This is a genomic window from Thalassospira sp., assembly GCF_048059015.1.
Classification (GTDB): domain Bacteria; phylum Pseudomonadota; class Alphaproteobacteria; order Rhodospirillales; family Thalassospiraceae; genus Thalassospira.
On the sequence record NZ_JBLLNT010000001.1, the window covers coordinates 78,802 to 100,006 of the forward strand.

Consider the following 21,205-nt stretch of genomic DNA (forward strand, 5'->3'; position numbering starts at 1 on the left):
CGATGGCAGAACAATCTTTCTCGATTTTAGATGCCTTTCGCCTGAACCGACGTACATCTGATTCCGCGGTTGACTTGGACGATGTGGTGATTCTGGAACCGGCGCCACGGACGAAAAGAAAAGGCGCGCCTCGATCGGTAAGTCGACACTTATACCGGCCGGATCGATCGTTTGTGGATCTGTTGCCTTGGGTAGAGGCATTGGAAGGTGAGCGCGCCATTTTGCTCGAGGATGGTCGGTCGGTGGGCGCAGTGTTCGATGTGCAAGCCCGCGGCACTGAAGGCCGTACCGAAGAGTTTCTGGTGGATGTCCGCAATGGTTTGGCGGAAGCGCTCGGTGATGTCTTTGATGAACACGACAGTGCCCCGTGGGTGATTCAGACCTACACATTCGATGAACTGGACTTGTCTGCATTTGTGGACGAGGTCGAGGCCTACATCAAACCCAACCTTCGTGAGACGCCCTATACCCAAGCGTATATGGATGTGTTTCGACGTCACTACGAAGGGGTATGCCGCCCGGATGGGCTGTTCGAGGATCGGGTGGTGACCCATGAAATGTGGTCGGGACGAAAACAACGGACCTATATCGTTATCTATCGACGTTATCCGGCCAATTGGCGTCCGGCGGAATTTGAAGCGGAAATCACCCCGCTTGAAGCCCTAAACGAGGTCTGTGAAAAGTACTTTAACGCGGTAGGTCCGTTAGGGATTCGCCACCGTCGTCTGACCGGGGCTGAGTTTCACCGCTGGATGACACGATGGTTCAACGCCTACACCGATCAATCGATCACGGATCCCATCGCCTTTTCGAATTTGGTAGAGACAGAAGACGGGGGACTTCCGTTTGGCGATGAGTTTGCGGAGTCCATGTTGTTCTCGCATCCCCGCTCCGATCAGGCGGCGAGTGCCTGGTGTTTTGACCAGACGGTGAGTCGGTGCATCGCCGTGGAGGGCATACGTAAACGACCGCGCATTGGGCATACGACCGCGGAAGTGCGTACGGGAGATGCGATTCATACCATGATGGATCAGATGCCGGAGGGGACTGTCATGGTCTCCACGGTTGTGGTGGTGCCACAAGATTCTGTCGAGGCTCACATTGAGCAGGTGGGTCGGGCGGCGAAAGGGGACTCAGTCGAGGCGACACGCACCCGCGAAGATTGTGAAACCACAAAACAAATCATGGGGGATCGGCACAAGATGTATCGCGCAAGTTATGCGTTTTACATTCGCGGGCGATCCTTACGCGAACTTAATCAACAGACGAACGAAGCGCGAGCTGTTCTGTTGCGGTATGGCTATCGAGCGATTGCACCCCAGGATGACGTGCGCGCCTTAGATCGATGGTTGGTCTATCTGCCGATGAACTACAACCCCAACCACGATCGAGCCGAAGGTTGGCGTAACACGCAGCTGATGTGGGTTGAGCACATCGCCAATATGAGTGCCTTGATGGGTCGCTCGATCGGCACTGGGCACCCCGGGATTTGTCAATTCAATCGAGGCGGTGAACCGCTGATCTTCGATCCGTTAAACAAAGAAGATCGAGTTAAGAACGCCCACATGATGTTGATTGGCCCGACGGGTGCTGGGAAGTCTGCATCACTGGTGGGGATATTGAGTCACGTGATGGCCACGCGCCGTCCGCGCCTGTTCATTATAGAAGCCGGAAACTCGTTTGGCTTACTCGCGGATTGGTTTCGGTCGTGTGGCTTGACGGTTACTGAGGCTTCGATGAAACCGGGTTCGGCACCGCCACTACCCACGTTTGCGGATGCCGCACAGTTACTGAACCGGTCAGAGGATGATTTTGAGCTATCTGATGCGGCGGAATCCGACAACGACACCGATGACGATGAGGATGTGGAACGTGACATTCTGGGTGAAATGGAAATCATCGCCACGCTGATGATCACCGGGGGGGAAGAACGAGAAGCCGCGCTCTTACGTCGTGCAGATCGACGGGTTATTCGGGATGCCATTCTTTTAGGGGCGCGCAAGGCGGCCGCCAAGGATGAAGTGGTGCTGACAACGCATGTCCGTGAAGCCTTTTATGAGATCGCACAAGATGAAATTCGGCCGCACGAAGCGCGCCAGCGTATCCGTGATATGGGCGATGCCATTGGGCTTTTTTGTGATGGGTTTTCCGGCGCCGTGTTTAACCGTCCTGGGGAAGTCTGGCCGGAGGCCGACGTGACCCTGATTGACTTGGCGCATTTTGCACGGGAAGGCTATGAAGCGCATTTGGCCATCGCGGTGATCTCCTTGCTCAACACCATTAACAACATCGCGGAACGAGACCAACACACGGCCAGGGAGATTGTGGTCACCATTGACGAGGCGCATGTGATTACGACGAATCCGTTGCTCTCTCCTTATCTCGTCAAGATCGTGAAGATGTGGCGCAAACTCGGGGCATGGCTGTGGTTGGCCACGCAAAATCTGGATGACTTTCCCGGTTCGGCGAAAAAGCTCCTCAACATGATTGAGTGGTGGGTGTGTTTGGTGATGCCCAAGGAGGAGGTCGATCAAATCCAGCGGTTTAAACAGCTCACCGATGAACAAATGGAAATGCTCCGATCCGCCTCTAAAGCAGACCGTCAGTATACGGAAGGTGTCGTTTTGGCGAAGAATCTCGATGTGTTGTTTCGCGCAGTGCCACCCTCTCTCATTCTAGCGCTGGCGATGACAGAAAAGCATGAAAAGGCAGAACGTCTTGGGCTGATGGAGTCCGATGGCTTATCCGAAGTGGAAGCCGCCCATCGTGTCGCTGCCTCGATTGATGTCGCTCGGGGGATCGCATGAAGGGGTTAGGTCTGATCGTGGTGTGTGTGTCCATAGTGCTTGTCGCTGAATCTGTTTGGTCCGAGTCGATCGAGGACGTGGTGGTGTTTACCACAAGCGCCTTTCCTATTCAGGACCCGAGCCAGCGAGCGTCGCAGGTGTATGAACTGGATGCGACGGTCGGGTCGTTGGCTGCATTGGGTGAAAACTTGCCGAAGGATCCGCAACGTGCGCACGCAGAAGTGATGCGCCGACTGAATGATGAAACCTGGCGAGACCGATTTACCGCCGTGCAACACGCCTTGGAGGGCGTGTCAGAAGCCTGGATGCACAATATTCAACGACTGCCTGCCGTGTTGGTCAACGATCGTTATCTGATCTATGGGGTCACCGATATTGATCGGGCGCTGGCTTGGGTGGAAGCCCGATGAAAGTGTTCGGTGGACTACTTGTCTGGTTGATGAGTTCTGTCGTGCAGGCCGCCATACCACTGGGGGAGACCACCAGTGGACCCCAGATACTGACACAGAGCGCCAACTTTTTGTGTCTTCAGTATCGTCCGGTGGGCGCGTGTTTGTGGATGACCTGTACCCCGTTTGGGTGTGACTTTGATTGGTCGGTCAAAATTCGGCACAACATCCCAGATGCGGTGGTCACCGCCTATCACGTCACCGGTGGCAGTCCGTGGATAGAAACCCGGGGCTATGCATCGCCCAATCCGCTCGCCCAGGATGGTGGTACAAATTCCGAAGGTGCCACGGTCATCAATGAAACCGCCCTGCGGTTTAAAAATGTCGATGTCATTGGATCCCCTGGCACGGCTTGGATCGAGGCACTCCAGCAGACGGGTTACTTCTGCAATCCAACGACCACGCCTTATCAGCCATATTTTCTAAGCACGCTGGATCCCAATTGGCGTTCGCCGTTGATCGAAACCCCATGGACCTTGCGTCATATCTTGCGTTACGTGCGGTCGGGTTTGTTAGGTGGGTCCACTTGGGGCCCGGTGTATCCCAGAGTTGGATTTGTGCACACGGGGCATGACTACAAAGCGGGTGCGGTGGCCGCGCAACGGGCAGCCGATATCGTCACGCGTCGTCTACAACCGCATGTGTACTGGCCGATGCTCAATCGGGGTCGTGCGGGCCAATGGCCGCCGGGTGAGGTCATTGAAGGTGATGCGGATACCCATCTTTGGCAGCAGTTGATTCCAGCCGCGCAAGCGACCTCATGTCGTGTGTTTGCCGACCAAGGAGACCAAGCGTCAGGCCCGTTCGATCCGTTTTCCAACCGGCTCTCTCAGAACACCGGCTATGCGTTCAATTTGTGGCGGCCCTATCGCTGTTGTGAGCGAGAGGGCGCCTCACTGATTTTTCATTTTGGGGAGTAGCATGAAATTTTCCAAGATTGTGTTGATAATTTTGTTATGTGTGTTGGCCAGTGAGCGATCATGGGCGGATACCGAACTCTTGTATCGATTGGGTGGTGGGGTGCCGATCGGGTCCGGACCGACGAATCGGGCGCAGACGCTCACGGTGGGTGCTGGGGTTAGCTGGAATGCGGATCTGACCTGCGGGAACTTTGACATCAACACCAGCATTCAGAATCAGTTAAATGGGGTGACCGGTGCCTTTCAGAACATGATGTCGAACATCATCAATGCGGCGTCAGGGGTGGTGGCCTCGCTGCCAGCGTTGGTCATTCAGCGACTGAACCCTGCACTCTATGATCTGTTGCAAAATGGCATGCTGCAGGCCTCCGAAGAGTTTCATTTAGCCGAAGTCTCCTGCGAGAACATTGTCGAAAAGATGGGCGATACCGTTGAACAGGAAGGTTGGGCGGGATTAGCAGAAGCGCAGTGGTGGCGGGCCGAGTCCAATGCGGGGACCGACATTCTGGAAGCCAAGGACAATGCCGAGACGGCGGGTCTAGATAACGGCGTGACATGGGTGGCCGGATCGCAGGCTGGCGGTGCTGGACAAGGGGCGATTGATTTGCACGCCGATACATCGGTGGCGGGTATGAACTTAATTTTGGGGCGGGCCGCCGATGATGTGAGTGCGATACCCGATGGCGTGTGTGCTGGTGCGCGCATCTGCGAAACCTGGACGTCCCCGCCGCTCATGGCGGCATGGTTGGTGGACGTGATTGGGGAAACCCAGATTCAGACCTGTCAGGGTTGCGCCAAAATGACAACACGCGCCGGGATGGGTTTACAACGCAAGTACGATCAAGAACGGCAAGTGATTTTGAATGCGTTAACCCCGGTCGTCACCGCAGGCACCAACCCGAATCAGGCCACGTTGGATGCGTTTGCTGGCGGTGAGGGGTTTGTGCTGACCCGTGAAGTGATCGAAGCCATCCGACAGGAAGACCGACCAGGTCCCATCATCGAACGATTGTCTGCAGAGCTTGCGATGAGCCGCACGATGGAGCGCGCCATGATGGTCAGGCGCGCGATGCTCGCGGGCATGAAAGAACCCAACATCGCAAACAATGAAATCGCGCTCGCCTCGCTGACGGCGTCGGTCGATGAACTCAACACGGAAATCGAAAACATGGTGTTTGAGTTAGAGGTGAACCGATTGCTGGCATCTAACACCACGGTGCAGCTGCTGGCGCGGGCACGGGTTCGTCAACAATCGCCAGTGATCGAGCGCTTGCCCAGCAATGACATTCGGGAAGGAGCGACGAACTAGTCATGGTCGAACCGCAATCGCTGATGACACGACAGACTCGTTCGGGGCGCTGGCTGCGTCGATTTGTCTGGGCGCTTATGTTTGTGGGGTTGCTCATTATGCTGTTTGCGCTCGTGTTGCCGAATGCAGAGTTCGTGTTCGGTGCGCAATCGGTGCTCGCCAACTATGCGATGGGGCTTATGGTGCTGCGATTAGCGGTGATTGGTGTGGTGTGGATGTATTGGGCGCACATTTGTCGATGGCTGTATCAAGATCGAGCGGCGCCACGTGACTACTTGATGAAGCGCCGCCACTTCTTTCTGGGCGTCTTCTTAGCCATTGAGTTGCTCTTAATACAGAATGTGCTGGGGCGCTTGTGGAGTGTTGTGGCAGGGGGGCCAAGCTAGTGGGTGTCTCCAGCTATTTTGAGTTTGTCACCACGCTCTTTGGGTGGATCGTGTACGACGCTTTTTGGCGAGTGTTGGCCGACTCCGGCATTGTCTACATCCCCTTTCTCATCATCCTCTTTACCAACGTAGTAAGTAGCCGTCGAGCCGGTGACGACGAAGGCAGTGCGGCCGTTCAGTCGTTGAAAAAGTCTGAAACGGACATCGTCTTGGCCATTGCCGTGTTGTTTCTCGCCGCAGTACCGTTTAGCTCGGTTAACTTGGCCGAGATGCAGTACGTCCGACCGCAACTCGATTGCGCGGTACGAGATGCGATCGCCAACGGTGAACCCGGTGTGGTGAGTGGGGCCAATACCAACACCACGTTTGATGAAACCTTACAGACCCTCAGTGGGCGCCAAGGGCGTATTCCCATTTGGTGGGGATTTGTCCACGTCCTCACGAAATCGGTGGTGTCGGCCAGTATTGCTGGTATTCCCTGTACGGGGGATGTGGCGGCGGTAGAACTGCGGCTAGAGAATGACCACATTGAGGATCCGCGTCTGCAGAAAGAGCTCAACGAGTTCATGATGGATTGCTACATGCCCTCGGTGTCTCAGTTCTACCGATTGGATCAAGGGGTGCTCACGCAACCGGAGCTCGACTCCATTGGCTATCTGGGGTCGAGTTACTTTGTCAACACAGCGGCGTACTACCCCACGTTTTACTCCAAGAAAGCCCGTCCCGGTTGGGCGTTTGATCCGGTACGCGATGCCGGGTATGAATTTGAACAAGCCGATGGCGGTCACCCGACGTGTGATCAATGGTGGGGGAGTGCGGCGAATGGGTTGCGTACGCGACTGTACGCCTCAATCGATCAAGAGACCCGTGAAGAGTACGTATCGTCACCCAATGCGTTGATTCGCTTATTTTATCCCGCACTGAATCAAGCGCAACGCGAAGATGTGCTCTTAAGAAAATTTCTAGCGATTAAGAACACGCAATCGAATGTGTCGGGCTTTAACAACCATGCGGTGTCGTATGAACCTGCTTTTGGTGAGGTCTATCGGGCTAACCGTCAGGATGGACTCGGCATGTTTCGTTCGTTTGATCTCGCGACAGGTGACTTGGTCGCGGACATGGGTACGAATGCCATGGCGGGATTAGGGACGTTGATCAGTGCACCGGGTCACATTGCCGCGGGTGTTGCGGCCAGGGAAGGCTCTACGATTTTCCTTTCCCTCATCCTATTGGTGTTTGTCTCGGTGCTCCCGTTTTTGATGGTGTTTTCGCTCTATCGCTTGCAGAAGCTCATGACCTTTACGGTGGTGTTCTTTGGGTTGCACTTCTTTTATGTGTTGTGGGGTCTCGCATTCTGGATCGACAACCACATCATCACGGCGCTCTTAGATGGTGGCTTTGAACCGATCTACAACCCCATTCAGCAAACAATTGTGGTGTGGTCCCAACGCTTGCTCTATCTCGCGTTCCCTGTGTTTTGGATTTCCGCCGTAGCGTGGACAGGCGTCTACATTGGTGGTGGTGCGACCCAGGCAATGGGATCGATCGGCGGCGCTTCAACCCAAGCGATGCAGGCTGGCGGAAGTATGGTGGGTAGTGCGGCGACGACTGTTGCCAGCAAGGGTGCGGCTCGTGGACTGCGGGCGGTTAAGAAATGAACTTAGTCGCGCAAATGCGGGGGCGGGTCCGCAATGTCGATCCCATGAGGCTCGAAGTGGGGCTCCAATTTGTCCAAACGCGTGCCCTCATGGTGACCCACAAACAATTCTTCATCGCCGGTAGCGTTCTCGGACGATGCATCCAACTCTTTTTGCGCCGCGCCACCCAGCGCTTCCAGAAAATCTGCCAACCAATTTCGAAACGACATGACGGGCCTCCGTCGCGTTATTGCCTCTTCATAGTATCACGGGAGGCAAAAACCGCACATGAGGCCCATCGAGGTACTCGATGGTGTGATCCAGATCACACGTTGGGGTCGGTGTAAGGAGTACACAACGATGGCACAGACGGATCTGACCCGTTACTTCTTAAGCCAGCAACTCACGGCGCTGGGTGTGAGTCGGTATGAGTTTTGCTTGGTGGATGCCAACTCTGGGCGGGCAGAGCGACACTTATGGTCGGCGTCCCATGCCTTGTCGCGTTTGGGCTGGTTGAAACATCGCAATGCTAACGAGTGGCACATTTATTTACGTCCTGAAGCGCGAGAGCCGATCGTGCTGGTCGATGATTTATCGGAAGCTGGGGTTGAATCCATGCGCGCAGATGGTCTTGGGGCGCTATGTGTGGTTGAAAGTAGCCCTAACAATTTCCAGGCTTGGGTTCGCATTGCCGAGTCTCCGATCCCGCATGAACTGGTGACGGGCATCGGTGAGGTGCTGGCCACCCGATATGATGCGGACTTACGGGCGAAATCCTTTAGACAGCCAGGCCGCGCAGTGGGCTTTACGAACGTAAAACCAAAACACAAACAGGACAACGGCCTGTTTCCTTTCGTCCGTCTGACAGAAGCCAGCGGTTTGAGGGCAGAACATCCAGAGGCGTTGGTGGATGCGGCCCGGACGCTCCTGCAAAAACGGCGTGCCAGTCGGGCACAAGTCCGGAATCGTTACCTCAAGCGCAGTAAGCGCGTGGGGTTAGAAGACCCGAGATCGTTCTTTGAGAATGCGGTGGCTTACATTTGCCAACAATATGGAGCGGACACCGATCTCAGTCGAGCGGACGCTGCGGCCGCACGCCGAATGCTCACTCAAGGTTACGCGCCCGCAGATGTGGCGGATGCCATGCTGCGTTCGAGCGCCATACACGAGCGTCGAGGTTGTCGAGCGGCCGACTATGTCGATCGAACGGTGGCCTGGGCGGTGGACCATGTGGGTTAAAAAGAAGGGGAGTAAAACTCCCCTAGATGTTGCGGCTCTAACGTTTCCGACTTACAGCGCGGGTTTCGCTTTCACGAGGGTGCGCCTGCGGAGGCAAGATCACCAATGGACCGGAAACGGATACCCCGTTGGTAATGTGGACATGAAAGCCCTCACCCCGATCTCGAGGAATGGCAATACCCACTTTGGTATGTGCCTTCCGTTTTTCCAGCTGCCCTTCTGCAATGAGTTCGTCAACGACAAACACCTCCAGATAGCTCGATTGGTTATCAGACATGTCGATCTCCTAAGTGATGATCGACCCGTCAGAGCACACGTCCCATCGAGGGCAAAAGCCCTGATAGGTCGTGTTAAACAACGTGCTTATGCAGCAAGCTGCGATCCGATTAACTCGGAAATAAGCCTGTGTACGGTGGCACATCGTTTTAGATATATCAACAAAAATACTGGGTTTCTGTGTTATGACAGAAACTAACAATATAAATAAGTGGTGCTTTGAGGTACGCTGCGGCGTGTGTGGTGGTGACTATGTCTTTAAACAACCCTGGTGGGCGTACGGCGGTTCTAAAACCTCGACCGATCTGACGTGGGGGTATCTCGTACACTGTGCCAAGGGGCACTTTCATTGGTATCGAGCGGCGTTAACTGCCGCAGAGATTGAGGTTGGACGGGCGCGATTTCGCGAGATTCACGGGCAATCTGTCCCTGAGCAGGCGCCGGGGCTTGTGCAAGAGCGGTGGTCTGCATGAATACGCACGTGGATGCCGTGATAACAGAATGTGATCGGACCATGCGCACGTCGAAGGCAGGGGTCGCTGCGGCGCGAGGGGTCGCTCACCCCAATGTGTTATTGTTGGTCGAAGGGGTGATCAGTATCTCCCTTCAACTCCTCGTGATGCGCCAACTGGTCCCCTTCGTCGGCAGTTCGATCAACGTGACCAGTATTGTGATCACCGTGTTTCTGGCAGCCTTGGCCATCGGTTATTGGGCGGGTGGACGCAGTGCACAACCGAGTCATCACATCAATCGCAATCTGATGGGGTTGTGTTTGAGTCTACCGGTGTTTTTTAGCTATCCCTTTGTCGAAGGGTTTTTCAACATCGGATATGCCCTGCACTTACCGCCGCTGGTGGTGGCCACGCTTTATTGTCTGTTGTGTTTGAGTCCGGTGGTGTATCTCCTGGGTCAATTTGTGGTCTTACTTGTGAACTTCAAAGCGGGCGAGGGGGCTGCTGCCAAGGCGGGGGATACGTTTTATGTGAGCACCGTTGGCAATGTGGTCGGTGGCTTGCTGACCACACTCGTGATCATGTACTACTTTGGCATGGCGGTTGCGCTCGCGTTTATGACAGCCCTGGTGTGCTTGTGTGTTTGGATGTCGAGTTTGGATCGTGTGCAAAAAGGGTCAGTGATTTTCCTGGCCTTTAGCACGGCGTTCGTCGGGGTCCTCTATGAACATTTGTCGTTCCTACGCACCACAGCCTATGCAAACTACTATGTGGTACCGGCAGAGGATTCCCGTTTCCTGGTCGTTAACGGCCAGAACGCCAGCCGGTCGGACGTGGACGGTCGGGGACATGGATACATCGAATGGATGGAGGATCGCCTTGAGAGCCTGTCAACCTCTGGGGAGCCGTTACAAGTTCTGGTGTTGGGTGCGGGGGGATTTACCTTAGGCCAAGGGCGTGACTTAAATGTCACCTGGCACTTTGTGGATGTAGATGCGCATTTGCCGGACATGGCCGAGGTGTTTTTGCAGAACCCTGTCGACGATGAACGCTTCAGTGCGACTGATGCGCGGGCTTGGTTAGCACAGACTTCGGCGCGATTTGATGTGGTGGTCGTGGATGTCTTTAGTCATCGGACTTCGGTGCCGGATCATCTACTGACGTACCAGTTCTTTGAGTTGATTCGAACTCGACTGAAAACGGATGGGCGCCTACTCATGAACGTGATTGTTCGAGATGAGCCTTCGCGATTTGCGCGGGGGTTTGAAAATACGGTGCGGTACGTGTTTGGCGATTGTGAGCGTACGCGTCTTGAGAGTTCAACACCGTTCCATAATCGCTTGTTTGATTGTGGCAGGAGTGCTTGGGATGGCTATCACCAGGTCTACAGCGACCACAATACCCGAGGATTGGTGGACGGATCGGAACGTTGACGCGTGCGAGGTGTGTTGTCGATTAGTCGGATGGAAAAAGTTTGGTGATCGAAACGTCTAGGGCTTTGGCCAGTTTGACCACTTCACCGTCTGTCACTCGCCGACTTTGGGACTCAATTTTGGCGTAGGTGCCACGGCTGATCGACCAGTCGAGCAGGTTACATTTTGCGGTAATGACATCCTGTGTCATTCCTTTGGATAGACGAATGGCTTTAACTTGCGGCCCAACTACATTCACAAAGTGCTCCGAAGATGGAGCTAGATTTTGGCAGTCGGACGTGGAAATAATGCTCCGTTAACGGAGCAACACAGAGAAAAGATGATCGAAAGCAAAGAGGTTGATCGAGCGCTGAAACGTGCAGTGATACATGATGGAGAGCACGATTTATTGGGCGCATACCGACTCGTTGACTGTGCATTGCGGAACAATCGAGCGGTGAATGTACGGGAATTGGAGAGTCTAGAACGCGTTCAAGCGATTATGGGTTTGGTCATCTACGCGGCGTTGAAAGCCATCCCGACCGAAGAATTGGATCCGCAGATGCAGGCAGCCGCACAAGCAATCCAACAACATGGACTGACTCGATTTGTCCACGCCGCCGGAAACCAGACCGGTTAAACCTAGTTATCTCGGAGATCCGTAGCCGCCGTCCATGACGAGTGTTTGTCCGGTGGTGAAATTGGATTCATCACTGGCGAGATAGACCGCAAGGTGCGCCAATTCGTCGATGGTGCCGAATCGACCGAGCATCTGTCTTGCTGTGGCGGCGCGGCGCGCACCCTCCGCATCCCCCGTGGCATCAAATTGTTTTCTCGTATTGGGTGTCTCGATGACGCCAGGGCAGATGGTATTGCATCTAATACCGTGTGCGCCGTAGTCAACGGCGATGGACTTCGACAATCCAACCAGTGATGCGTTTGCGGCGCTGAAAGCACATCGATTTTGGATGCCGACGGTGTGACCGGCGATGGAACTGACCAAGGTGACGGCACCGCCTCCAGAATAGATCAAGGTGGGTAAGAACGTACGTATGATATGAAACGCGGTATGAACTATACGCGAGAACATCGTTGTCCAATTATCGGGATCGCAGGCCAACAAGGTACCGATTTCGATATGCTGGGCGGTGTTGATGAACATAGCGTGCAGGGGTGTGATGGCGTCTGCCAAGGCTTTTAGCGAATGCTCATCGCCTAGGTCGATCTCATGAATGTCGACACCCTCGATGGCTGTCGATTCGGATTTGTTGAAAGTCAAAGCGATCACGTGCGCGCCTTCGTTGCGAAAACGTGTACAGACCTGCCGCGTGATGGGATCGACTGGGTCCACTACGAGGATGTGTTTTCCATTCAGTCTGGATGAGAGTGTCGACATGTCCGTGTCCTTAATAGATCCGCGGGCCGCTCGGAAGTGTTGGCCTTCTGATTAGTTCGCTTCCTTCTCGGTCAGCGATTTTACTGATAAATGGAAAGAGCGATAGGCTGGCATTATTGGCTGCGTTGCCTCACATGTTTGCGAATTACGCGCTCGGCTTTGCTTAAACCGGTTCTTGCGTTTGCGAGAGGTTTAGCTTACGGATATATATCTTTAAAAAATAGAATGGCTAGAGTTGAAGGGCACTTTACGGGTGCCAGCTGATAAAACACACTCAGACAACGAACAATGTAATTCAGCGTCGGGCACATCTCCCGGTTTAGTAAACAGCCAATGTCTACCTCCCGAAAGTTTGCTCGAAGCTCAGGATTCATAATCCTGAGGTCGGGAGTTCAAGTCTCCCCCTAGCTACCATTTAAAAGGACCCTCTGGGTTATTACCTACTAACTTACATATATCTCGCTACCATGGTGCTACTGCGAGACCCGTTTGTTTACTCAAACATTTGTAAGACTTTCCTCGAGAACTTGCTATCGGTTCAGGTAGGCGTCACGGCAGAATTGTAAGGTTTCCAAAAAGAGTTTCACCAGTGGTGTCTCTTTCGCTTCCGTTTTGAATAGGCAGGCACTGCGCCATTCAGCACAAGGGAGCCCAAGCACTTCTCTAAGGCTTCCCGAATCTAATTCTGTACGAAACACTTCGCGTGGACCGCCGCATATGTAGTCCGTGCTAAGGGCGACTTTCTTCAGAAGAGTGTAGTTATCAGAAACGAGGCGAGGGCGATCTGACGAACGCTCAATGGACGTTGCCATCGTACCCTGTAGAGGTGGTGATGCGTAGGGGTAGTCGAAGAAGTTAGGTTCATTAGCCTTCAGGATCGGGTGTTTCTTGCGAACGACGTTGATCGTCCGTTCTTGAATAAGGTCGATGGACTGGATGCCATCCTCCTCAAGTGTGCCCGCCTCGGTCCCGAAAGGACCAGCAATGACATCGAGATGCCCCGACTTCAACTGGTCGATCAACACTGTAGCGTGTTCGGTGAGTACGGATACGCGCACATTGCCCGTGTGTTGCCTGAGTCGGATCAAAACGTCCGGTAGGAGCACCTGTTCAATAATTGGTCCGACCCCGATACGCAGTTCGCCTTGGTCGTGCATCAGGATACGTTCAACATGACGCTCTATACCGGCGATCTGGCTCTTCATCGGACTCGCGCTTTCTATTAAGTAGAGAGCAATAGGTGTTGGCGTGAGCCCCTTTGAACCTCGATGGAACAAAGTGGCGCCGAGTTGAGTCTCTAACCGGGCGAGACGCTTGGTGAGCGTAGGCTGCGAGATGTGCAGTTCATCAGCCGCTTTCGTGAGGCTGCCCATTACACAAATTGATTCGACCATTGTAATGTCTGAGATATCAATCACGGGCGGCTCCTTTACCAACTATTCCAAAAGTTTAGCGAACCACCCAAATCAATTCATTTCATTTCCATCCGTATGGTTCGTAGGATCGCTGTAAATAGAGAGCGATACGTTAGGAGTGTTCATGGTTGACGAGTCACGCATGCAGATTTGGGGGGCGGGTACCACGCGTACGTTTCGCCCCATCTGGGTGGCGGAGGAATTAGGGTTGGATTACGAGCTCTTACCCATCGGACCGAGGACCGGAGAAACCCAAACTCTGGAATACACCACCCTTAACCCGAAACAAAAGGTGCCTTACTTCAAAGACGGCCATGTTCGTTTGTCGGAAAGCATCGCAATCAGCCGCTATCTCATCGAGCGCTATGGCAGCTGGGCAACACTTTCCGCTCCAGATTGTATTGAAGCACGCGCGAAAGAAGATGAATGGGTCTGCTACCTATACGGTGAACTGGATGAAACCAGTCTCTATGTGATGCGTCGTCATGGCGACTTAAAGTCAATTTATGGTGAGGCACCGGCAGCAGTGTCCTCAGCCAAGACGTACGCTGAGAAACACTTCGCAGTTGTCGATCAACACATCCAGAAATCAGAATTTGTTTTGGGAGATCGATTGGGGCTCGCCGATATTGTTCTGATGTCTTGCTTGGATTGGGCCAAGGCCTACGGTTTCGAGTTGCCTGATGGATTAATGTCATATAAATCTCGACTCAGCGAGCGACCCGCGTATCGACGCGCAATTTCCATTAATTACAAACAATCATAGGAACGCCAACATGGGAGCATTGAACAACGTTAAGGTGGTGGATCTCACCAGTATGGTTTCTGGACCAGTGGCTGCTGGTATGTTGGCTGACCAAGGTGCGACGGTCATAAAGGTCGAACCACTTCGCGGTGAGCAGATGCGGTTCTTGGGACCATCACAGATCGGTACGCCGCCGACGTTTTATTCTTGTAATCGTGGAAAGCAGTCCATTGCGGTTGACCTTAAGGCAGAGGCAGGCAAAGAGATTCTTTGGCGCTTGATCAAGGAAGCAGATGTACTCATTCAGAATTTTAGGCCGGGTGCGATGGCTCGTATGGGCTTTAGTGATGAGGACATTCGAGCCGCAAACGACAAGATCATCTATGTGTCGATCAGTGGTTTTGGCGATTCTGGGCCATATGCGGACCAGAGGGTTTACGATCCTGTAATACAAGCATTGTCAGGCGCGACGGATATTCAATCCGATCGACAGACGGGTAAGCCAACCATGTTTCGTGTGATTGTGGCAGACAAAGTCGCATCGCTGACAGCGGCGCAGGCGATTTCCAGTGCTCTCTATCATCGCGAACGGACTGGGGAAGGCCAAGACATAAAGCTCTCGATGTTAGATGCAATGCTGTCTTTCTTCTGGCCAGAAGCGATGGGTGGGTTGACCTTTGCGGACAATGAATGGGATCCCTCGTCCGTAGCAGCTTCGATGGATTTAGTTTTTGAAGCCCAAGATGGCTACATCACAGCAGGGGCTATTTCGGACAAAGAGTGGGCAGGGATGTGTCGCGCGCTCGATCGAGAGGACCTAATTGAGGATGAACGATTTGCCACGGCTCGTGGTCGCGGTATCAATGGCGACGAACGTAAACGCATTACCGGTGAAGAAATTGCGAAGTGGCCTAGAGACGAGATCTTAGGACGGATGCGTGAGCATGAAGTGCCCAGCGCACCGCTCCTAAAGCGCATGGAACTCATGTACAACGATCAAATTCTCGCCAGCGAGTCGATATCGCGTGTTGAGCACGAAGGATTTGGTGAGGTTCGTCAAGCCGCACCTGCAGCCCGTTTTAGTAAGACACCCAGTGAGATTCAAGGGCCAGCACCAACATTAGGACAGCAAACCGATGGGATCTTAACAAGCTTGGGTTACTCAGAAGCAGAGCGAGTGCAGTTGCTCGATCAAGGCATTGTTAAACAGTAAGGCATAAGACAACTAGGGAGACTGAAATGAAACCAGTGTGTTTAGTAATCGGCGCGGGAGCCGGGATTGGAGGAACTGTCGGTAAGAAATTCGCCGCGGAGGGATACCATTCAGTCCTTTGTCGTCGTAGTGATGAAGAAGGACTCCAAAAGCTTGTTGCCGACATACAAGCTGACGGCGGAGAAGCTACAGGTTATTTGTTGAACGCGATCGATGAGGGTGCACTTGAAGAGCGAATTCGACTTGTTGAAGAAGAGATTGGACCGATTGAGGTTGTGCTCTTTAACCTCGGTGCGCAAATCGGGAATCGTCCGCTTGAGGAACTGAGTTACAAGCACTTCGAGTTAGGGTGGCGCATGGCGACGTTTGCGCTGTTCCGAATTGCGAAAGAATTGTTCCCAAGGATGGAAGAGCGTGGTGGTGGTACGTTTTTGGTCACCTCAGCCACCGCAGCTGTACGCGGTAATGCAGGGCAGCATTCACACGCAGCCGCGATGGGAGGGCGTCGAATGTTGTGCCAGACGCTTAATGCAGAATATGCGCCGAACGGAATTCACGTCGCCCATATTCTAGTAGATGGAGCAGTTGATGCGCCTGATACCTTAGGAAAAATGTTGGGAGAGGAAGCGTTCCAGAAGTTACGCGAGGAACGTGGTCAAGAACATGACGGTTTAATGCTGCCAGAAAAGATGGCTGAGACTTACTACCATGTTTCACAACAGCATCGGTCTGCATGGACACACGAACTGGACCTTCGCTCCTTCTCCGATTTGGCTTGGTGGAATCACAGATAGGAAACCGGTATGACTACCAAGATTGAATTTCTATACGACTTTGGGAGTCCGAATGCGTATTTGAGCCATTGTGTGATCCCCGAAATTGAGGCTCGCCACGATGTTGAGTTTGAGTACATCCCAATTCTTTTAGGCGGCATTTTTAAAGCGACCAACAATGTGTCCCCCGCTGTATCGCTGCAGAACATTCCGAATAAAGCTGCCTATATGCACTTAGAAACTGAACGGTGGCTTGCTCGATATCCAGTGGAGACGTTTGAGAGAAATCCACACTTCCCTGTGAATACGTTGATGATCATGCGTGGCGCAACCTACGCGCGAGATAAAGATTTCTATCGTGATTACGTCGATGCCATGTTTACTGCAATGTGGGCTAGTGGGAAGAAGATGGACGACCCAGAGGTTGTGGTTCAGACGCTGAATGAAAGCTCGCTTCCTACTGACGATATAGTTAATGGTGTGCAGGATCCCGATGTAAAGGGTGCATTGATTGCTACGACAGATGAAGCAGTAAACCGTGGTGCCTTTGGCTCGCCAACGTTCTTTATTGAAGGTGACATGTACTTTGGTAAGGAAACGCTGCGCGATATCGAAGAGCGATTAGGATAAGCGCGACCGTGAGTGAATCAAAAGATGTCGCTCTGATTCTTGCAGCCGGTGACGGGATTGGTGCCGCAATCGTTGAGCGATTTGCTGTAGGTGGTTATCACACGATCATCGTGCGTCGTGAAGCCGAAAAGTCTCTGCCTCAGATAGAGGCACTAGAAGCGCAAGGTTGCCGTCTGACGGCGCTCAGTGCAGATGTTCGAGATGAAGACAGTGTCTCGGCCTTATTCGAAGAGGTGGAACGCAAGATCGGCGCGATAGAAGTCTGCGTATATAACGGTGGTGCAAATACCCAAGCGCTATTGGAGGATACGACCGGGAAGCTTTTTAGCAAAGTTTGGGAGCTGTGTTGTTTCGGCGGATTCTTAGCTGTTCGAGAGTCTGCCAAAGTGATGAAACCCCGTCAGCGCGGCACGATCATCATTTCAGGCGCGACGTCTAGTATACGGGGAAAAGAAGGATTGACGGCTTTCTCTAGTGGCAAATTTGGTTTGCGTTCTATTGCCCAATCTGCGGCAAAAGAACTCGCTCCGGATAAGATTCATGTCGCTCATGTGATGATCAATGGCGCCATATTTTCTGAGGATATTGGTCGTCTGTACCGGGAACGTAGCGATGTAGACATCAATGAGCTGGATCGAGATCGCTTCATCGACGCGCAAGCGCTCGCAGAGGCCTATTGGTATCTGTCCCAACAACCTCCGACATGCTGGACGCATGAGTTGGATATCCGTACTTATCGTGAGCGTTGGTAGTGGCGTGATTCATCGCGTTTGATTAGGAGACTATATGACTAAAACAGTATTGATTTTGGGGGCTGGGACGCCGGACGGTGTTGGTGGTGCCCTAGCAAAGCGCTTTGCAGCTGAAGGTCGCCATGTGGTCGTGTCTGGTCGCACCGAAGAAAAGGTTCGAGCAACAGCGGAGGCTGTTGCTTCTGATGGCGGCAGAGCTGAGGCTTTTAAGGCGGACGTGACCTCACAAGATGAATTGGAAGCGCTCTTCGAGCATGTAAGCAATCTAAATCAGCCGCTTGACTGCGTGATATTCAATGCCGGTAACAATCATCCGATTCCCTTCAGCAAGCTGAGTCCTGAAGAATTTGAGCAGTATTGGCGAGTCGGATGTATGGGTGGTTTTCTCGTCGCTAAGCTCGCGCTACCGATCCTGGCTGAGCAGGGGGAAGGGTCATTGTTGTTTACCGGCGCATCAGCGTCGCTAAGGGGCCGGCCTATGTTTTCGCACTTTGCTTCTTCGAAGGCAGGATTACGCAACCTGGCGCAAGCGCTTGCACGAGAATTTGGTCCGCAGGGAGTGCACGTGGCGCATGTTGTCGTTGATGGCGTCATCAATGGTGAGCAAGTACGCGGACGATTTGCAGAATACCTGGATCAACTTGGTGAAGACGGTGCGCTAGATCCTGAAGCGATTGCGGATGCATTCTGGTGGCTTCACAACCAACCCCGATCCGCGTGGACCCATGAATTGGATGTGCGTCCATTCAAAGAAAACTGGTAACAGCACCTTGCTACTAACAAAACACACGAACAAAACTAAGGAATAATGATGATTAAGCTCTACGGCCTCCGAATGAGTAACTACTACGGTCTGACGAAAGCGCTACTGATCGAGAAAGGTATTGACTTTGAAGAGGTGAAGGCGCCACCGTCACAAGAGGAAGACTACTTGGCGCGATCGCCAATGGGTAAGATGCCGTCAATCGAGGTAGACGGTCAGTTTCTTTCGGAATCCATCGCCATCTTCAATTATCTGGAGCAGTTAGTCCCTGGCCTGTTGCCGAAAGATTCTTTTGCGGCTGCGAAGGCCATGGAACTCGTGTGTCACCTAAAGCTCGATGTTGAACTGGTTGCTCGGCGTTGTTTGCCTGAGTTGTTGTTTAATAAGCCGGTGAGTGACGAGACCAAAAAAGAAGTAAGTCGCGATTTGGTTAAAGGGATGAAAGCCGTAAATCGTCTAGCGGTTTGTGACCCCTATGCGTGTGGCAGTGAGCTTAGTATTGCGGACTTCTATGTATTCTTTTGTCTTGGGCTGGCGACGCGCTTGGCTGAAGTGGCTGGTGTTGAACTTATGAAGGACAGCCCAGAGCTCGTTGCTTTGCTGCAAAGGCTTTCGGATCATCCGAGTATTGCGCAGGTCACCGCAGAAGCGGCAATTTAGATAAGGGGGCGGGCAATCATCTGTAGGATGAAGGTGAGCGCCCCGTCCATCGCCTAAACGCTTTGCGGAAGTTGGAGATGTCTTGGTACCCGCAACGAGACGCGATCTCTTCAATGCGCATATTGGTATTTCTTAGATACTCAACTGCTACGGATTTCCGAATATTGTCAGAAAGCGTTTGATAGCTAATGCCTTCGTCCTTGAGCTTTCGATAGAACGTACGGGTTGAAAGATTCAGCGATTGCGCCACTGAGATCGCGTCGAAGGACCCCGATTCGAGACTGCGCGCGCAAGCCCTTAGCACCTCCTTTTGGAAAGCGCTTTTACCACCACTGCTCTTAACAAACTGGTCGCAGTATGTTTCGCATAACCTTGCGGTTGCGGGATCGGCATGGGCACAAGGTTCGTCTAGGACTCTGGCGTCGAACGCCCATTCCATAGCGTCGCTATTGAAAGTGATAGGGCACCCAAAAATTTTCTTATATAGGCTGGCGTGTCGCGGTGCTGGATAAGGAAAGGTCATATAGGTGGATGGAAACTGACGGCCAAGAATCAACGAGAAAACTCGGGTTTGAGAGCTTCTCCAAAACTCTGCGACAAACGGAAGCATGTCGCCAAGAGATTGTGGGTTGTGGGATCGCCATACGCCAGTTCTGCCATCGATGTCCAACGAAATCCGGAACACTGATCCTGACATGGAGAAAAACTCTCCGCCCAGTCGCCATGCATCTTGCAGCGTTTCACTTGTTGCGAGGGCGTAGCCATAGGCACCATAGTTTTCGATTTCTTGCCGCTGCCCAGCATGTAGCGCCGATTTTGGGTCTTTGGCATGCGCATAAGCTGATCTAAGAAGGGCGACTCGCTCGTGATAGTTGAGATCGCTGGTTGCATGGTCAATGCCCGTGTCTTTGAGTAGATCGTTCTTTGAAATGCCGTGCGAAGCGAGTTCATCGAAAAGAGCGCGTAGCCCGTATTTCTCAAGCGATGGCAATTCAGTGTGGTGGACAATGGTCTTTGGCATGGAGCCATTGTGGCATAGATCCACTTGTAAAATGGCACAATATCACCTTGATGGAAGTGGGGAGGGTATTAAAATAGCCGCATTAAATTAATGGTAGAAGTGCGATGGCTGCAATCAATGTAGAACCCACAGATCAGGCTTGTGGCGCGTATGTGACCGGCGTTGATCTTTCTCAACCGCTATCTCCTGATGAGGTAAGTGAGATTCGTGCCGCTTGGTTAGAGCATCATGTCCTCGCGTTTCCTAATCAGAAGCTTGATGGTGATCAGCTCGAACGGTTTTCTCGGCAATTTGGTGAGCTAGCTGAAGATCCATTCTTTAACCCGATACCGGGTCGAAAGTACATTGCGGCTGTGAAACGCGAAGCAGAAGATACAAACCCCATCTTCGCGGAATATTGGCATTCTGACTGGAGTTTTATGCCGAGTCCTCCAAGTGGCACAGTACTTTATTCACTCGATATCCCGCCACATGGCGGCGACACCCACTTTTCAAATCAACACCTGTCCTATGAATCTATGCCCGACGACATGCGGGCGCGGTTTGAGGGTCTTCAAGCCATCCACTCGCCTGCGAAAGGCTATTCCCTAAAAGGTGCGTATGGGGACACAAGTAAGAATGGTGCTATGGACATTCGCCCGTCTGCTGAAGCGGAACACATGCGTCACACCCACCCGGTAGCGCCGAAGCATCCGGAAACGGGCCGACAAGGGTTCCTCAGTGGCATATCCTATATTGTGGGGTTTGAAGGACTTAGCGACGACGAGGCTATGCCTTTGATTAAGGAGCTTAACCGCTGGCAATCTCGGGAAGAATTCATGTATGTCCACAAGTGGGAAAAGGACATGCTTGTTATGTGGGACAATCGCAGTGTGATTCACAAAGCGACGGGCGGATTTGAAGGCTATCGTCGAGAACTTCACCGAGTGACGGTGTACTAGAGGAGTTAC

The 21,205-nt window shown here is 52.9% G+C and carries 23 protein-coding genes; 17 read left to right on the forward strand and 6 right to left on the reverse strand.

Going from position 1 to position 21,205, the window contains the following annotated elements; genetic code table 11:
• Positions 1-2 precede the first annotated feature (2 nt).
• Genes ACMZ66_RS00410 through ACMZ66_RS00435 form a run of 6 tightly spaced genes read left to right on the forward strand, consistent with a single transcriptional unit; the run spans position 3 to position 7,529 of the window.
• Positions 3-2,807 (forward strand): conjugative transfer ATPase, encoded by a 2,805-nt coding sequence (locus ACMZ66_RS00410; RefSeq protein WP_416933398.1) that lies wholly within the window; start codon positions 3-5, stop codon positions 2,805-2,807.
• Positions 2,804-3,217 (forward strand): TIGR03757 family integrating conjugative element protein, encoded by a 414-nt coding sequence (locus ACMZ66_RS00415; protein ID WP_416933400.1) that lies wholly within the window; start codon positions 2,804-2,806, stop codon positions 3,215-3,217. The genes ACMZ66_RS00410 and ACMZ66_RS00415 overlap by 4 nt, the downstream gene beginning before the upstream one ends.
• Positions 3,214-4,176 carry a TIGR03756 family integrating conjugative element protein gene (locus tag ACMZ66_RS00420; RefSeq protein WP_416933402.1) on the forward strand — a complete coding sequence of 321 codons (963 nt, stop codon included), beginning with the start codon at positions 3,214-3,216 and terminating at the stop codon, positions 4,174-4,176. Before ACMZ66_RS00415 ends, ACMZ66_RS00420 begins: the two co-directional genes overlap by 4 nt.
• Position 4,177: 1 nt before the next feature.
• Complete coding sequence (locus ACMZ66_RS00425) at positions 4,178-5,485, forward strand: integrating conjugative element protein (RefSeq protein WP_416933404.1); 1,308 nt, start codon at positions 4,178-4,180, stop codon at positions 5,483-5,485.
• A 2-nt stretch (positions 5,486-5,487) separates the two neighbouring features.
• Positions 5,488-5,871 (forward strand): hypothetical protein, encoded by a 384-nt coding sequence (locus ACMZ66_RS00430; protein WP_416933406.1) that lies wholly within the window; start codon positions 5,488-5,490, stop codon positions 5,869-5,871.
• Positions 5,871-7,529 (forward strand): conjugal transfer protein TraG N-terminal domain-containing protein, encoded by a 1,659-nt coding sequence (locus ACMZ66_RS00435; protein ID WP_416933407.1) that lies wholly within the window; start codon positions 5,871-5,873, stop codon positions 7,527-7,529. Before ACMZ66_RS00430 ends, ACMZ66_RS00435 begins: the two co-directional genes overlap by 1 nt.
• Positions 7,530-7,531: 2 nt before the next feature.
• Here ACMZ66_RS00435 and ACMZ66_RS00440 read toward each other — a convergent pair whose 3' ends face one another.
• Positions 7,532-7,738: a hypothetical protein gene (locus tag ACMZ66_RS00440; protein ID WP_416933409.1), complete on the reverse strand. Its 207-nt coding sequence runs from the start codon at positions 7,736-7,738 to the stop codon at positions 7,532-7,534.
• Between the two features lie 130 nt (positions 7,739-7,868).
• Between ACMZ66_RS00440 and ACMZ66_RS00445 the strand changes: the two genes are divergently transcribed.
• Entirely contained in the window at positions 7,869-8,747 is an 879-nt protein-coding gene (locus ACMZ66_RS00445; protein ID WP_416933411.1) for a DNA-primase RepB domain-containing protein, read from the forward strand.
• Positions 8,748-8,784: 37 nt separating this feature from the next.
• Here ACMZ66_RS00445 and ACMZ66_RS00450 read toward each other — a convergent pair whose 3' ends face one another.
• Positions 8,785-9,024: a hypothetical protein gene (locus ACMZ66_RS00450; RefSeq protein ID WP_416933413.1), complete on the reverse strand. Its 240-nt coding sequence runs from the start codon at positions 9,022-9,024 to the stop codon at positions 8,785-8,787.
• Positions 9,025-9,492: 468 nt separating this feature from the next.
• Here ACMZ66_RS00450 and ACMZ66_RS00455 point away from each other — a divergent pair, with 468 nt between their 5' ends.
• Positions 9,493-10,908: a fused MFS/spermidine synthase gene (locus tag ACMZ66_RS00455; protein WP_416933415.1), complete on the forward strand. Its 1,416-nt coding sequence runs from the start codon at positions 9,493-9,495 to the stop codon at positions 10,906-10,908.
• Positions 10,909-10,930: 22 nt separating this feature from the next.
• Here the strand turns inward: ACMZ66_RS00455 and ACMZ66_RS00460 are convergent, their stop codons facing one another.
• Positions 10,931-11,146 carry a helix-turn-helix domain-containing protein gene (locus ACMZ66_RS00460; RefSeq protein WP_416933417.1) on the reverse strand — a complete coding sequence of 72 codons (216 nt, stop codon included), beginning with the start codon at positions 11,144-11,146 and terminating at the stop codon, positions 10,931-10,933.
• 81 nt (positions 11,147-11,227) lie between these two features.
• Here ACMZ66_RS00460 and ACMZ66_RS00465 point away from each other — a divergent pair, with 81 nt between their 5' ends.
• Complete coding sequence (locus ACMZ66_RS00465; protein WP_416933419.1) at positions 11,228-11,527, forward strand: hypothetical protein; 300 nt, start codon at positions 11,228-11,230, stop codon at positions 11,525-11,527.
• 6 nt (positions 11,528-11,533) lie between these two features.
• On the opposite strand, the gene ACMZ66_RS00470 is transcribed toward ACMZ66_RS00465, so the two are convergent.
• Together ACMZ66_RS00470 and ACMZ66_RS00475 are read right to left on the reverse strand one after the other, a co-directional pair.
• On the reverse strand, positions 11,534-12,283 hold the full coding sequence (locus tag ACMZ66_RS00470; RefSeq protein WP_416933421.1) for an SDR family oxidoreductase: 750 nt from the start codon (positions 12,281-12,283) through the stop codon (positions 11,534-11,536).
• Between the two features lie 530 nt (positions 12,284-12,813).
• A complete protein-coding gene (locus tag ACMZ66_RS00475) occupies positions 12,814-13,701 on the reverse strand; it encodes a LysR family transcriptional regulator (RefSeq protein WP_416933423.1) in 888 nt (295 codons plus the stop codon).
• Between the two features lie 121 nt (positions 13,702-13,822).
• Between ACMZ66_RS00475 and ACMZ66_RS00480 the strand changes: the two genes are divergently transcribed.
• From ACMZ66_RS00480 to ACMZ66_RS00510, 7 genes are read left to right on the forward strand one after another with little or no spacing between them, the layout of a single operon-like run.
• Positions 13,823-14,464 (forward strand): glutathione S-transferase family protein, encoded by a 642-nt coding sequence (locus tag ACMZ66_RS00480; protein ID WP_416933425.1) that lies wholly within the window; start codon positions 13,823-13,825, stop codon positions 14,462-14,464.
• 10 nt (positions 14,465-14,474) lie between these two features.
• A complete protein-coding gene (locus ACMZ66_RS00485) occupies positions 14,475-15,656 on the forward strand; it encodes a CaiB/BaiF CoA transferase family protein (protein ID WP_416933427.1) in 1,182 nt (393 codons plus the stop codon).
• A gap of 26 nt (positions 15,657-15,682) precedes the next feature.
• A complete protein-coding gene (locus tag ACMZ66_RS00490) occupies positions 15,683-16,450 on the forward strand; it encodes an SDR family NAD(P)-dependent oxidoreductase (protein ID WP_416933429.1) in 768 nt (255 codons plus the stop codon).
• Positions 16,451-16,459: 9 nt separating this feature from the next.
• Entirely contained in the window at positions 16,460-17,059 is a 600-nt protein-coding gene (locus ACMZ66_RS00495; RefSeq protein WP_416933431.1) for a 2-hydroxychromene-2-carboxylate isomerase, read from the forward strand.
• Positions 17,060-17,067: 8 nt separating this feature from the next.
• A complete protein-coding gene (locus tag ACMZ66_RS00500) occupies positions 17,068-17,811 on the forward strand; it encodes an SDR family NAD(P)-dependent oxidoreductase (RefSeq protein ID WP_416933433.1) in 744 nt (247 codons plus the stop codon).
• A 34-nt stretch (positions 17,812-17,845) separates the two neighbouring features.
• A complete protein-coding gene (locus ACMZ66_RS00505) occupies positions 17,846-18,574 on the forward strand; it encodes an SDR family NAD(P)-dependent oxidoreductase (protein WP_416933435.1) in 729 nt (242 codons plus the stop codon).
• A gap of 48 nt (positions 18,575-18,622) precedes the next feature.
• Entirely contained in the window at positions 18,623-19,234 is a 612-nt protein-coding gene (locus tag ACMZ66_RS00510; protein WP_416933437.1) for a glutathione S-transferase family protein, read from the forward strand.
• Between the two features lie 16 nt (positions 19,235-19,250).
• Here the strand turns inward: ACMZ66_RS00510 and ACMZ66_RS00515 are convergent, their stop codons facing one another.
• Complete coding sequence (locus ACMZ66_RS00515) at positions 19,251-20,255, reverse strand: AraC family transcriptional regulator ligand-binding domain-containing protein (protein ID WP_416933439.1); 1,005 nt, start codon at positions 20,253-20,255, stop codon at positions 19,251-19,253.
• Positions 20,256-20,359: 104 nt separating this feature from the next.
• Between ACMZ66_RS00515 and ACMZ66_RS00520 the strand changes: the two genes are divergently transcribed.
• Positions 20,360-21,196, forward strand: coding sequence for a TauD/TfdA dioxygenase family protein (locus ACMZ66_RS00520; protein WP_416933440.1), 837 nt, complete (start codon positions 20,360-20,362; stop codon positions 21,194-21,196).
• The last annotated feature ends 9 nt before the right edge of the window (positions 21,197-21,205 follow it).